The 13,149-nt window shown below is 47.3% G+C and carries 13 protein-coding genes; 7 read left to right on the forward strand and 6 right to left on the reverse strand.

Annotated features, from left to right (window positions below; translation table 11 throughout):
• The first annotated feature begins 72 nt into the window (after positions 1-72).
• From ACOTX3_RS02455 to ACOTX3_RS02475, 5 genes are read left to right on the forward strand one after another with little or no spacing between them, the layout of a single operon-like run.
• The gene (locus tag ACOTX3_RS02455) at positions 73-1,359 is read left to right on the forward strand and encodes a restriction endonuclease subunit S (RefSeq protein ID WP_127869064.1); all 1,287 of its coding nucleotides are present in this window, start codon (positions 73-75) and stop codon (positions 1,357-1,359) included.
• Positions 1,356-2,141 (forward strand): hypothetical protein, encoded by a 786-nt coding sequence (locus tag ACOTX3_RS02460; protein WP_127869065.1) that lies wholly within the window; start codon positions 1,356-1,358, stop codon positions 2,139-2,141. Before ACOTX3_RS02455 ends, ACOTX3_RS02460 begins: the two co-directional genes overlap by 4 nt.
• The gene (locus tag ACOTX3_RS02465; protein ID WP_127869066.1) at positions 2,138-5,299 is read left to right on the forward strand and encodes a DEAD/DEAH box helicase; all 3,162 of its coding nucleotides are present in this window, start codon (positions 2,138-2,140) and stop codon (positions 5,297-5,299) included. Before ACOTX3_RS02460 ends, ACOTX3_RS02465 begins: the two co-directional genes overlap by 4 nt.
• Positions 5,299-6,477, forward strand: a complete 1,179-nt coding sequence (locus tag ACOTX3_RS02470) for an AAA family ATPase (protein WP_127869067.1) — start codon at positions 5,299-5,301, stop codon at positions 6,475-6,477. The genes ACOTX3_RS02465 and ACOTX3_RS02470 overlap by 1 nt, the downstream gene beginning before the upstream one ends.
• Positions 6,474-8,081: a type I restriction-modification system subunit M gene (locus tag ACOTX3_RS02475; protein ID WP_127869068.1), complete on the forward strand. Its 1,608-nt coding sequence runs from the start codon at positions 6,474-6,476 to the stop codon at positions 8,079-8,081. The genes ACOTX3_RS02470 and ACOTX3_RS02475 overlap by 4 nt, the downstream gene beginning before the upstream one ends.
• Positions 8,082-8,153: 72 nt before the next feature.
• Here the strand turns inward: ACOTX3_RS02475 and ACOTX3_RS02480 are convergent, their stop codons facing one another.
• From ACOTX3_RS02480 to ACOTX3_RS02490, 3 genes are all read right to left on the reverse strand, one after another.
• Positions 8,154-8,777, reverse strand: a complete 624-nt coding sequence (locus ACOTX3_RS02480; protein WP_127869069.1) for an inovirus Gp2 family protein — start codon at positions 8,775-8,777, stop codon at positions 8,154-8,156.
• Positions 8,778-9,001: 224 nt separating this feature from the next.
• A complete protein-coding gene (locus ACOTX3_RS02485; RefSeq protein ID WP_127869070.1) occupies positions 9,002-10,414 on the reverse strand; it encodes a YfjI family protein in 1,413 nt (470 codons plus the stop codon).
• A gap of 133 nt (positions 10,415-10,547) precedes the next feature.
• Positions 10,548-10,784, reverse strand: a complete 237-nt coding sequence (locus ACOTX3_RS02490) for a helix-turn-helix transcriptional regulator (protein WP_089591850.1) — start codon at positions 10,782-10,784, stop codon at positions 10,548-10,550.
• 230 nt (positions 10,785-11,014) lie between these two features.
• Between ACOTX3_RS02490 and ACOTX3_RS02495 the strand changes: the two genes are divergently transcribed.
• Together ACOTX3_RS02495 and ACOTX3_RS02500 are read left to right on the forward strand one after the other, a co-directional pair.
• Positions 11,015-11,293 (forward strand): CopG family ribbon-helix-helix protein, encoded by a 279-nt coding sequence (locus tag ACOTX3_RS02495; protein WP_127869071.1) that lies wholly within the window; start codon positions 11,015-11,017, stop codon positions 11,291-11,293.
• Complete coding sequence (locus ACOTX3_RS02500) at positions 11,281-11,571, forward strand: type II toxin-antitoxin system RelE/ParE family toxin (protein ID WP_127869072.1); 291 nt, start codon at positions 11,281-11,283, stop codon at positions 11,569-11,571. The genes ACOTX3_RS02495 and ACOTX3_RS02500 overlap by 13 nt, the downstream gene beginning before the upstream one ends.
• On the opposite strand, the gene ACOTX3_RS02505 is transcribed toward ACOTX3_RS02500, so the two are convergent.
• Genes ACOTX3_RS02505 through ACOTX3_RS02515 form a run of 3 tightly spaced genes read right to left on the reverse strand, consistent with a single transcriptional unit; the run spans position 11,568 to position 12,972 of the window.
• Positions 11,568-12,359 (reverse strand): hypothetical protein, encoded by a 792-nt coding sequence (locus ACOTX3_RS02505; protein ID WP_127869073.1) that lies wholly within the window; start codon positions 12,357-12,359, stop codon positions 11,568-11,570. The genes ACOTX3_RS02500 and ACOTX3_RS02505 overlap by 4 nt on opposite strands.
• 47 nt (positions 12,360-12,406) lie before the next feature.
• Positions 12,407-12,721, reverse strand: coding sequence for a type II toxin-antitoxin system RelE/ParE family toxin (locus ACOTX3_RS02510; protein WP_267498773.1), 315 nt, complete (start codon positions 12,719-12,721; stop codon positions 12,407-12,409).
• The gene (locus tag ACOTX3_RS02515) at positions 12,718-12,972 is read right to left on the reverse strand and encodes an antitoxin (protein ID WP_127869075.1); all 255 of its coding nucleotides are present in this window, start codon (positions 12,970-12,972) and stop codon (positions 12,718-12,720) included. The genes ACOTX3_RS02510 and ACOTX3_RS02515 overlap by 4 nt, the downstream gene beginning before the upstream one ends.
• Positions 12,973-13,149: the final 177 nt, after the last annotated feature.

Consider the following 13,149-nt stretch of genomic DNA (forward strand, 5'->3'; position numbering starts at 1 on the left):
AAAATACCAGCAAGCACAGATATGGGCACCGATGCTCTCAACTAGTGACGTAATGCCTCAGGAGCAAGCGGTATGAGTGGAAGCAATAAACATATGCTGGTACCACAATTGCGTTTCCCAGAGTTTAGAAATGCAGAAGAATGGACCACCTATAATTTAGGCCAACTTTCAAAAATTGTAACAGAGAGAGTGGGAAATGATGATTGTATTCCATATACAATCACATCTGGGGTTGGCCTTATTAGCCAACAGGAAAAACTAGGTAGAACTATTGCAGGTAATTCTTTAAAAAATTACATACTCCTACAGCATAACGATTTTGCTTACAATAAGAGTGCCACAAAAGCATACCCGCAAGGATATATTGCATGTTACCAGGGACACGAACGAGCTGCTGTTCCCAACAGTATTTTCACTTGTTTTCGCCCCACCACAAACTTAGTCATACCAGCTTTTTTGGATAATCTTTTTATTGCCAACTTACATGGGAAATGGCTAAAGAATCGCGTTGCTGTGGGTGCACGTGCTAATGGTGCATTGCAAGTCAATAATGATGACTTAATGAAAGTCCCCGTACCATTACCAATTGGTTCGCAGTCGCTTTCCGAACAAAAAAAAATCGCCGACTGCCTGTCTTCGCTGGATGACCTGCTCACAGCAGAAGTCCAGAAACTGGATGCGTTAAAAAAATATAAAAAAGGCCTGTTGCAACAGCTTTTTCCTCGTGAAGGTGAGACGGTTCCCCGGCTGCGTTTCCGTGAATTCCAAAATGCAACAGAGTGGGAGAGGAAAACACTTGAACAGTTAGGAGAGCTTGTCTCTGGGTTGACATACAGCCCTAATGACGTCCGTGAAAACGGCCTGTTGGTTTTACGCTCATCGAATGTTCAGGATGGCAGAATTGTTTTGGGCGACAACGTTTATGTAAGAATAGACATAGATGGCGCTAAACCATCTCTACCAAACGACATTTTGATTTGCGTCCGAAATGGCTCAAAATCACTAATTGGGAAAAATGCACTTATACCTGAAGGAATGCCGCCATGTACGCATGGTGCATTTATGACCATATTTAGGTCAAATTCAGCAAAGTTCATGATACAACTATTTCAAACGACGGCGTACGAGAACCAGGTTGCTGCTGATTTGGGGGCAACCATTAACTCAATAAATGGGAATCAATTAAAGAAATATACATTCCTCATTCCGAAACAAGCGGAGCAAAAGGCAGTCGCCGATTTTCTTACATCTCTCGACGAACTCACCGCCGCTCAAGCTCAAAGAATCGAGGTGCTGAAAACCCACAAAAGGGGCCTGGTGCAGCAGTTATTCCCAGTACTGAATGAGGTTCCCGCATGACCTGGCGGATAACTTACCAGTCTGAGCAAGACTGCGTTTCTTGGCAGGGGCACTGTGCGCAGGAAGACAGTGCGTTTAATGATTTCCTGCAAGGGCCAGTGGCTGCTCGTCTGAATGATACGACAGGCCATGATGCGCTGACTGAGCATCTGCGTGGGCTTAGCTTGACCGGCATGGGACATGATTCACTGGAAGAAGTCCTGGCGGCTGAGGTGCCTGAAACTCGTGATTGGGCCGTCGGTGAAGCGTTGGCAGAAGCCGTGCTGGAGGCACAGCACGACGTGGTGCTTCCGTGGAATACCGAGCGCGACAAGCGCAATCCTTTTGCCTCATTGCCCGGCGCGGATATTGTGGGTTTCCAGCGTGATGGCGAATCCCACCGGCTGGCTCTGGGGGAAGTCAAATGTTCATCCGAAGCCCAGTCACCGCCACAGGTCATGAGCGGGCGCAGTGGCATGACACACCAGCTGGATACTCTCGCCAGCAACCTTGCCACTCTCTGCCAGTTACTCAAATGGCTGCTACCACGGGTCAAAGGCACTGAGCATGAGACAGCGTTCAATAACGCCTGCACGCGCTATTTCAATAGCGGGAATCGTGATCTGGTATTGTTCGGCGTACTGATTCGCGATCAGGCCGTAAATGAGACGGATTTACGGGCGCGAGGCCGTAGTCTGGCTGGTCGCCTGCAAGCGCCCAGTTGCTGCCGACTTCTGGCGTTTTATCTCCCCTGGCCGATTGCCCAACTGCCCGAATTTGTCAGGCGGGGAGGTGACGCATGAACCATTGGTTGCTGGATGCCATAGCAGATAAACGTAGCCTGGCATTACGCAAGGCTGATCGGGTGCAGTTCTATAGTGAAATGACACAAGCCGCCCCAACCTTTGATATTCAAACCATTCAAGAAGTGGCCGCTGCACTAGAATTGGCGGTGCTGGATATGGAGCTGGATCGTTTTGCCGATGATGAGGCTTCCCGAAAAGTGATGCGACGTACGGCTGAGGATGCCTTCCGACTGCTGCGTATCCAACCTTTGCCAGAAGCGCCGATGGAAGCAGCCACACAGCTTTTACGGGCTTCAGCCCTGGCTGTGATCGGTGATCGTGGTGCAGACGCTGCTCGCTGGCTGCGTGCGCTGGAGGATGATCAAACCTCACCCACCTTACCGCTGGATTCTGCGGATTGGGGCGAGCGTTGCTGGGCGGTACTAACTGACATCTGGCTGCGTCTGGTGCGTAAGAAAGGCTGGTCTGACCGCGATACCGTGCTGGAGAGAGTCGCGGCATTGCGTGATGCCCAACAGACATTCGAGCGTAACTATCTGGGAAGCTTCGCGCCACTTGCGGCCAAGCGCTCGGCGCTGGAACTGATTGCCATCTACCACCTGACCAAGGCAGCAGATGTGCTGGCCCACTACATCACCGATGGTGTGGTAGAAGACAGCTATCAGATTCAGCCTGTGCTGGATTCGCATTTCGACCGAGCCGTGGCCGCCTGTGATACAGGTCAGTTACTGGAGTTGGGGCCGTTGACGCGTCTGCTGGCACGAGCTGCTGCGCAGATGGTGGAGAACTCGCTGTGGACGGTGACCCGAGCCGTGAACTCGCGCGTAACCAGATTCGTGCGCGAACTGGTAAGCCGGGGTCGTGGTGACCGTGCGCTGTTTGACGTATTGCCCCCCCAGCGTCGTACATTGGCTGAGTGCGGACTGTTGGGGTCCAGTCGTCGTGCTGTGGTGGTCAGCTTGCCGACATCCAGCGGCAAGACGCTGATAGCCCAGTTCCGCATGTTGCAGGCACTGAATCAGTTTGATGACCAGAAGGGCTGGGTGGCCTATCTTGCGCCCAGCCGGGCACTGGTGAATCAAATAACAAGACAGTTACGGCGTGACTTTCAGCCTCTAGGGGTCGTTGTTGAGCGAGTCAGCCCGGCACTGGAAGTCAATGGTATCGAGGCTGGGTTGCTGGCAGATTCTCAGGACGATACTCAGTTCCGTGTTCTGGTAGCAACACCGGAAAAATTCGACCTGATGATGCGTCAGAGCTGGGAGGAAAAAATCGGTCGCCCCCTGACCCTGGTGGTGGTGGATGAGGCTCATACTATTCAGGACAAGGAACGTGGGTTGCGGTTAGAACTGTTGCTTGCCACCATCAACCGGGAATGCCGTGAAGCGCAGTTTTTGTTACTGACTCCCTTTATTGAAAATGCCCGAGAAGTTGCACGCTGGTTGGGCGGACAAAACTCGGATGACATCAGTCTAGGGGTGGATTGGCAGCCAAACGATAGAGCCATTGGTATTGTCAGCCCATTGGATGCCGGAGCCTTGAAGGGGAAAAGTAGGGATTACCACCTAAGCTTCCAGGCTGTGCATACCTCACGGCCGAGTATTCGCCTAGATGAGGATTTTTCTCTGGGAAAAGAAGAAGCATTGGCTGTTTCTCTATCAAAAGCCAAAGATATTGGCACCTTGGCTGCGATGACTGCACGCAAGCTGTCGCGGCGTGGCCCTGTGATCGTTATGCATAGCCGCCCGGATTATGTCTGGAAACTGGCCGAGAAGCTGAAAGGTAACTGTAGCGAGACTTTGCCAGATGATGTGCGCTTTGTTCAGAGCTACGTGGCTGCCGAGTTGGGTGCAGAGTTTCCGCTGGTCGCTCTACTTGCTCACCGGATTGGAGTGCATCACGGTGGCCTGCCTGAAGAGGTTCGAATGTTGATGGAGTGGCTGTTCGAGAAAGGACATCTTAATGCTTTGGCAGCAACGACTACTCTTGCTCAGGGCGTGAACTTTCCGGTCAGCGGTGTGGTGATGGCGGCTACCCAGTACCCCTTTGGTCAGGACATGCCTCCTGAGGATTTCTGGAATATTGCGGGTCGTGCTGGTCGAGTTTCTCAAGGCCAACTCGGTGTGGTTGCTCTCGTCGCCAAAGATGAAAGTGAAGTGGCACAAAAAAGGGAGTTTATTAACCGAAACACAGGCGACTTGAATTCTGCGTTGATTCAGATTGCGCAAGCTGCGGCTGATGGACTGGAAGACCTGGGTCTCATCGTATACCGCCACCCGGAATGGTCGAGCTTCTTACAATATCTGGCTCATACTTATCGCCAGATGGGGCAGCCATCGAATTTTGCGGATCAGATCGAGCAGGTACTGCGTGGCACTTTTGGCTTCGAGAAATTGCGTACATCGGATAGCCAGATAGCTCGTCGTTTACTGAATGGTATCCATCGCTATGTCGATTATCTTGCCAGTCCTTCCCAACCGCTGAAACTGGTTGATAGTACTGGATTTTCACTGCAAAGCATCAGGACGGTGTTGACGCATAAAGGTGATCTGGGACCGGACTCCTGGAATCGAGAACGGCTATTCAGCTCCGGTGACAATACCCTGAAGAACATGATGGGCGTGCTGCTGCGAGTACCCGAATTGCGCGACAATCTGAATTCGGTACTGGGTGGCAGATCACCTGATGGTGACAAGCTTGCATGCATTCTGAAGGATTGGGTGAACGGAGAAGATATTGCTCATATCGCGAAGCAATATTTCAGCGAGGATGGTGCAGATGCTGTTACTGCCTTGACTAAATGCGGACAGAACCTGTTTGGCAAGCTGACCCATACTACGTCATGGGGCCTGAATGCTTTGTTGGCAATTACCACGGCAGAACTGGATGATGATGAGCGTAGTCGGTTATCTAATCTTCCATCGCAGGTTTACTACGGAGTTGCCACGGATGAGGCGGTTTCACTGCGTCTTTTGGGAGTTCCTCGCCGTGCTGCGCCACGTTTGGCTGAAGCCTTACGATTAACGCGGGAGGATTCGCTTCCTGCCATTCGTCAACGTCTTGAGAATCTACCGGAGCAAGTTTGGAGCGAGGCTTTAGGTAAAGAAGGTACTGTCTACCGCAAGGCCTGGATGATTTTGGATGGGGAACAGTGATGAGGCAGAATACTCCACCTGTTTTTCCTGATCTTTCCATGCTGGCGGCTCATCTGCGCAGCGAACTGGAAAACAAAAAGGCCATCTTGCTCTATGCCTATAACGGTACAGGGAAGACACGACTGTCGATGGCGTTTAAAGATGCAGGTAAAAAAACAATTCACCGCCCTTTTTCGGTTGGTGATCATGTGGGCCAGCCGCTTACAATTACCGAAACGACCGGCGATACCTTATATTTCAACGCCTTCACCGAAGATCTGTTCCATTGGAACAACGATCTGGAAGGTGATGAGGATCGCCGCTTGCTGCTCAACAGGGATTCGCGATTTTTTCAGGGACTGTCTGAGCTGGAAATGGACAACCGCATACGCCCGTTGTTGCAGCGTTATACAGACTTTGACTTTCGAATTGATACAGAAGAATGGGCGATACGCTTCTCACGGACTGTGGATGGTCAAATCATTGATAACATCAAGGTTTCGCGAGGAGAGGAAAATATCTTCATTTGGTGCTTCTTCTTAGCTATCGTACAATTAGCGCTTGATGGTGCTGATGCTTACCAGTGGGTAAAATATGTCTACATCGATGACCCTATATCTTCACTGGATGAGCATAACGCCATCACAGTTGGTAGCCATCTGGCGCAACTATTGAACAAGGCTGATAACCCGTTGAAAGTGATGATCTCGTCTCATCATCCATTATTCTTCAATGTCATGCACAATGAACTTGATGTTCGTAAATCCAAAAAGGTCGCAGCCTACTTTTTATCAAGATCCAAGGTTGATGGTAGTTATTCTGTGGCTTATACAGGCGCGACACCATTCTTTCATCATGTTGCGATACTGACCGAGTTGTATAAGGCGGAGCAATCAGGCGAGTTATATACCTATCATTTCAATATGTTGCGTTCGGTTCTGGAAAAATCAGCCAGCTTCCATGGTTTCTCAAACTTCTCAGCCTGCATTGCGCAGGATGCTGATGACCCTGAAAGAATTTTGCATTCGAGGCTCATTAATATTCTGAGCCATGGAAACTATTCGCTTTTCGAGCCTCAGCCTATGCTCGACGAAAATAAAACTTATTTCAGAAAGATTTTGCATGATTTCCTGAAGCGCTATCCATTTAATCCTGATTTATTTCCTCAACAGATTGAGGAAGGTGAAGAAAAACTATGACTGAGTTTGAAAAACAAAAACTGGGCAAAACGCTCTGGAATATAGCCGATCAATTACGCGGCGCTATGAATGCGGATGATTTTCGCGATTATATGCTGGCATTTTTATTCCTGCGATATCTATCGGATAATTACGAAGCCGCAGCTCAAAAAGAGCTAGGGATAGACTACCCCAAACAGAAAGAGGGGGAACGTCAACCACCGCTGACTCTGTGGTATGAACAAAATGAGCAGGATGTTCCTGAGTTTGAAAAACTAATGCGCCGTAAAGTGCATTACGTAATCGAACCTCAGTATCTTTGGACGAGCATTGCTGAGATGGCACGAACCCAGCATGTGAAACTGCTTAATACATTACAGGCAGGTTTTAAGTACATTGAGGAAGAATCGTTCGCCAGTGTCTTCCGGGGTTTGTTCTCGGAAATCAATCTTGCCTCAGAAAAACTTGGCAAAACATATGGTGAGCGAAATGACCGTCTTTGTAAGATAATCAAAGAGATTGCTGATGGGTTGAAGCAGTTCTCCACCGACAGCGACACGTTGGGGGATGCTTACGAATATCTGATCGGCCAATTTGCAGCGGGCTCAGGTAAAAAAGCCGGGGAGTTCTACACACCTCAGCATATTTCAGACATCTTATCTGCCATCGTTACGTTGGATAGCCAGGAACCTGCCACTGGACAACGGTCACACCTAGACAGCGTGTTTGATTTTGCCTGCGGGTCAGGATCATTGCTCCTGAATATTCGCAAGCGCATGGGGCAGCACGGTATTGGGAAAATATACGGGCAAGAGAAAAATATCACTACCTACAACCTGGCACGTATGAACATGCTTCTGCATGGAGTGAAAGATTCAGAGTTTGATATTTTCCACGGTGATACCCTACTCAACGATTGGGATATGCTACGCGAGACCAATCCGTCCCGAATGCCTAAATTCGATGCGGTGGTTGCCAACCCTCCATTCAGCTATCGCTGGGAACCTACAGAAACATTAGCTGATGATGTGCGCTTTAAAAACCACGGTCTAGCACCTAAATCTGCTGCTGACTTCGCCTTCCTTTTGCATGGATTCCATTTTTTAAAAGAAGATGGCGTAATGGCAATTATCCTGCCTCATGGTGTACTTTTCCGAAGCGGTGCCGAAGCACGCATACGCACGAAGCTGCTGAAGGATGGTCATATTGATACGGTAATTGGACTGCCTGCAAATCTGTTCTTCTCTACTGGTATTCCGGTGTGTATTCTGGTGCTGAAAAAATGTAAAAAACCTGACGACGTATTATTCATCAATGCTGCCGAACACTTCGATAAGGGTAAAAGGCAGAATCAGATTTCGTCTGATCATATTAAAGAAATTATTGATACTTATAAGTTCCGTAAAGAAAAACCACGCTACGCGCGTCGCGTTAGCATGGAAGAGATCGAAAAAAATGATTTTAATTTAAACATCTCACGCTATGTAAGTACGGCTGAGGCTGAAGAAGAAATCAAACTTTCTTCAGTACATGCTGAGTTGGTTTCTCTGGATAACCAGATAAAATCAGCAACTCAAAAACATAACGAATTTCTAAAAGAGTTAGGCTTACCTCTTTTACCGTAATTCGCGCCGTTTTATTTTTATGTTAATAAAATGCCCTTTTCATTGCGACAAGGGCATTAAAACTCATTGGTATTAATTATTACTACACCCAAACGATCTGTTCCCGTCATCAAAGATCTTACTTTTCACTTTGGTGAGATAATCAATCCTGTTTAGTAAATCACCGGGATAAATGTCATTCAGAACATCATCACGGTTCAGGGTATATTTACCATTAGCAGGGTACTGCACCAAGTGCTGCCCCTCTTCGGGAGTCAGGTTTAATGCGCTACACCATGCCGAGCTAATCATGGTTCTTAGCGTATCTTCATCCAGATTGAAATCCCCTAAGTGGTAGTAAGCATCCTTGTTCAGAAACAGAAATACGTGAAAATGACGCTTACCATTCTGGGTAAATTCCCGCACCCACGCATAGCGGAGCGTATTCGGGTGTACCCGTTTACCTTCTTTACGCTTGCGCTGTTCATCTGCTGCCAGTTTGGCTTTCAGTGAATTGGTAAATCTTGATATAGACCCTGAATCAGTATTCGCAATACAGGAAATGGTATCACCATTATCCAGAATAACCGGGTCATGCAGATCCACTCGTATTGCCAGTGTACGTCCGTGTTCTTTAACGGCTTTATTAATAACTTCGATAATTCTTTCTTTGTATGATTTAACATGACTTCCATACTCGCTATCGTAGAGATTCATAATGATTTATTCCTTGATAGATAGCAGTCATCGCATTACTGGTATGGATATTAGTGTGGTGGATATACAGATATTGTTAGTGACAATATATTAACTATCCGACACTTAATTTCAGGCAAAGAATAGCCACAGCCTGCGATGACTGATTAAAAGTTACTCTGTAATTAGTTACAATGATGGCTCTTTAATAAAGAAATTATTCCAACTTGTCTTTGCTCTGTTCGTTATATAAAACCATCGACAGGTTGTATAAAAATGGTTTTCCCTCTTTTCTCTGCCCGTATTTTGTTTTGCGAATAAAGTGTACTGAGCAGTTCATTCACTTTACTCCGGTTCCTGAACCGGTTCGGACCATATTGCAGGATGGTTGTCTTCCTGATATACGGCACCACACACCTGTAGCAATAATCTTTTATCCACGAGTAAAGTTCGTCTGCATCTGAACTTACCAGCAGCAACGTCTGGGGTTTAGAGAAAATTCTCACATACTCATCCACATACCAGGCGATTATATCTACTGCGGCTTCCACGGCAGTAAGGGATATATCTCCTTCATCGCCGTTGAAGTAATGCAACAGTGCGGCGATCCTCGCCATATTCTCCGCCATTTTAGAAGCATAATCCTTAAAATCAGACAGGAAGCCAATCAGCCCCATTTCTGACTCGACTTTGTTATAAAATTCGAGCCAGCGTTTTTCTGCTTCGGGAGAGAAACGCAGACACTGACGCTCATTTTCCTCATTTCTGGCAATGCTCTCATTAACAATGTCTATCAGTCGTTGATGAAATACCGGCAGATGCTCACTTGAGACAACCGGACTGGTAATTTGCCTGTAGCCCTGTGTTGAACCTGGTTGACATATCAGACATCGGGCGAAGAATCCGATCCCTTTCGCGGCATCGCCTTTTCGTTCCAGATACCCTTTTTTAAACACATCAGGCTGAATCATCAGTCCCAGCGTCATTCTGGCATCTTTGATTAATTTATCTGGCTCGCTTTTTCTTTCCACGGGAAACATTGCGCCATCCCACATTTTATTGATGAAAGGCAGTTCATTCAGCGCGTAGCCGTTAAAAATAGTGCCAGCTTCATCAGACATAAGCCCGATGGATCGCCAGCGTCCACAGAGAGAGTCTTTCATCGCCGCAGGTGTGGCATCGTTGAGTATCTGCCTTAACCTGACCGGAGCTTTTGGAGACACCGCCAGTAGCGCTTTCAGCCGTTCATTCGTTGCGGAGTGATCTTTATTACGGCGAATATCGGTTTTCAATTTTGACATCAGGGCTTTCTTTTCAATATTAAAAACCGTTTCCGCATTCCTCCAGACAATCAGGTCCTGGGTATATTTTTCAAACCATTCTTCTTCCAGTTGATATAATGGCTTCATCAGTAGTTTGTCTACAGTGCTTTTGCGTTCACCAGATTCCGCCAGCGTTAGTAAGAAAAGCGATACCGGACTGCGCAGATTATTCAGTCGGCACACATCAATACGGTTCTGGCAGGCAAGCGAAATAGCCCCCAGTACCGATGCAGCAATCAAAGCCTGAGGAGCCTGCGTGTGCTGTTCCACTTCATATACCGCATTTCTGATGATCTGCGGGAACACATGCACAGGGAAAGGACGACCACACAGCATAGATACCTCTTATTCAGTTAACGTTTAAAACGATTCCCCTCACATTGCTATTCCGCTATTAATGGAAGAAATAGCAGGATGAACACGGGGCATTTAAGAAAAAAACAAAAAAATAAATAAAAAAAACCTAAGGTTAACGATCATTGATCCAACAAAGCAGGTCACTTAACAGCCATCCACAGGATTTCAGGCCGATAGACTTACGCTGTGGAAACTTTCCAACCTGTTCCAGTTTCCACGCGGTAGAGCGGGAAATGGACGTGATACGCTGGCGTTCCCGTTCACGCACCAGACGATCACCATGCTCGCCGTAATCACGCAGGATTTTCAGGCGTTCTTCCGGGGTGGGGGTGATAAATGTTGTACTCATACTGCCTCCTTTGTTTCAGTGGGGTCAGCATGTCGCAGATGGGTAACTGAATGACAGCAGCGGACACCTTATTAAGGTGTTAGCGCTTATTGCGGGGCTTAATGCTGTGTTTGGCGTGAAAATTTGGCGGGTTTGATATCGATATTGATTATTTTTTCATCTTTAGAGTGGACGCAAATGGGTATCTGGGGTAGTTTAAGGTAATACCTTGCACTACGGAGTAATGTGATATGGCAACACCAACTTCTATTAAACTGGACGATCAACTGAAAGGGCGAGTTCAGCATCTGGCAGATGCACGCCGTCGTAGCTCACACTGGATCATGCGGGAAGCCATTGAACAGTATGTTGAACGTGAAGAAAAACGTGAAGCCTTCCGGCAGGATGCGCTTCGGGCCTGGGCTGATTACCAGCAAACTGGCTTGCATCTAACCCATGCAGAAGCAGACAACTGGCTGGAGAGCCTTGAAGCAGGCAATGATACGGAGTTGCCTGAATGCCACAACTGATCTGGACACGTTCAGCACTGGCAGATGTGCAACGGCTTTACCGTTTTCTGGCGGCAAAAGATATTGATGCCGCAAAGAGAGCCGCCAGAGCGATCCGTTCCGACGTTAAAATCCTTGCTCATCAACCTTATTCCGGGCGACCAGCCGAAGAAATGGAATCTGAGTACCGGGAATGGCTGATCGAGTTCGGCGATAGTGGTTATGTTGCACTCTACAGGGCAGATACCGAAATTGTCGCCATTCTGGCGGTTCGCCACCAGCGGGAAGCCGGATATTAATTTTTTTTCTTATCCTCAAAACGTTTAATCCATTCAGCGATAGTGTCGTCGCTGAATTGCTGGCTGAATCCGTATTGGCTGGCATCTGCCGTGAGCATTTCCGCCATTTTTGAGTAATTAATATTACCATTACTGTCACGGTAATGTTCATTCAGCATGACATACAAAGCGACCCTTTCCGGTCTGGAAATTCGTTCCTGTTTTTCTTTTTTCTCTGCCATTATGGCCTCTTCGCTTTGGGATAACAATGTATTAGCATCAAAGAAAAAATCAGCTTTTTCTTTGCAAACCTCATTAGAAAAAACGAGATAATCCCAGTCACTTTTACCATATACAGCAATAGCACCTGCAATATTATTATATTCTTTCACTGTATCTATGTCTGAAAGGACATAATGACCATCAGAAAAACGCGTTACTGGCGTGGCTTTTATACGCCAGTAACCATGTGCATGTCCATTATAGGTATAACGGCACAATCCCAAGTCACCCTCCAGAAGTCGGGCCTCTATTTCTGCATCTTTCTCAGGGTAAAACTGCCTGATTTTAAACTCCGGCATTGCCTCGTGTTGATAATAATCTACTCCAGTTTTTATTTTCCGTTTCCAGTGTTCCAGAAGAAAATTGTCACCACCAATATATCTGACGATTCGGCACGGCAACGCATCCAGCTTAATATAAAGTGGAATTTTATGATCAAGCCAGTCATTAATCAGACCGTCAGGATCTTTTTGAAATTTTTCAGATGCCAGAGTCAGAGGATAAAAATCAGGCTCGTTTTCCATCATGCACATTCATCATTTTTTGTAAGACTTACTGCGAGAATAACCTATTTTCAGGTATTCAACCTTTCCGCCAGGCGGACCATCAGATCCATACGTTCGTGGAAAATCTCTACTACCAGCGCAAGCTCCCTTTCTCGCAGCAGACAGAAGACATAATGATGTTCACAATGCGCCATGCGCAGTTTCGGCCAGATTTCGCCCATATCCTTAAAGGCTCCATCACCAGCAGCAAGACCGGTAATGCCCGTTTCCAGTTTTTTGATGTAATTGCGTACCTGCGCATCGCCCCACTGTTTACGCGTATAACGGATAATACTGCGCATATCGGCTTCCGCCGCATCCGTCAGAACATAATTCCGGCTCAAGAACGGTTGCCCCCGGACAGCTCATCATCAAGGATTTCGCTGATGCTTTTGGCTGAAACCTTACCAGACAAGCCTTCACGGATACGTTCATTCAGCAGGTCTTTAAGCTCCTCCCATGCCTGGTCGGAATTTGTATCACTGGGAAACAGCCGTTCAATAGCGTATTGCTTGATGGTCTTACCCTGCAACGCCGCCAGGGCTTTCAGACTCTGGTGTTGATGCTCGGTTATATCAATAGTCAGACGGCTCATAATCTCATTCTCCGCAAAATCCCCACAAACCCACATTAGCACAAATGCGATTACCCAGCCACGATAAGGTTAAAATCTGCCCATGTCCAGGCGATCAAAACTGGCAACTCGCGTGGCGTGTCCACGCTGATATTGAACGACTGGTGACGAAGACAACCAGGATTATTGCCGCGTTTG

The organism is Enterobacter cloacae complex sp. IR5384 (genome assembly GCF_049237265.1).
Classification (GTDB): domain Bacteria; phylum Pseudomonadota; class Gammaproteobacteria; order Enterobacterales; family Enterobacteriaceae; genus Enterobacter; species Enterobacter cloacae.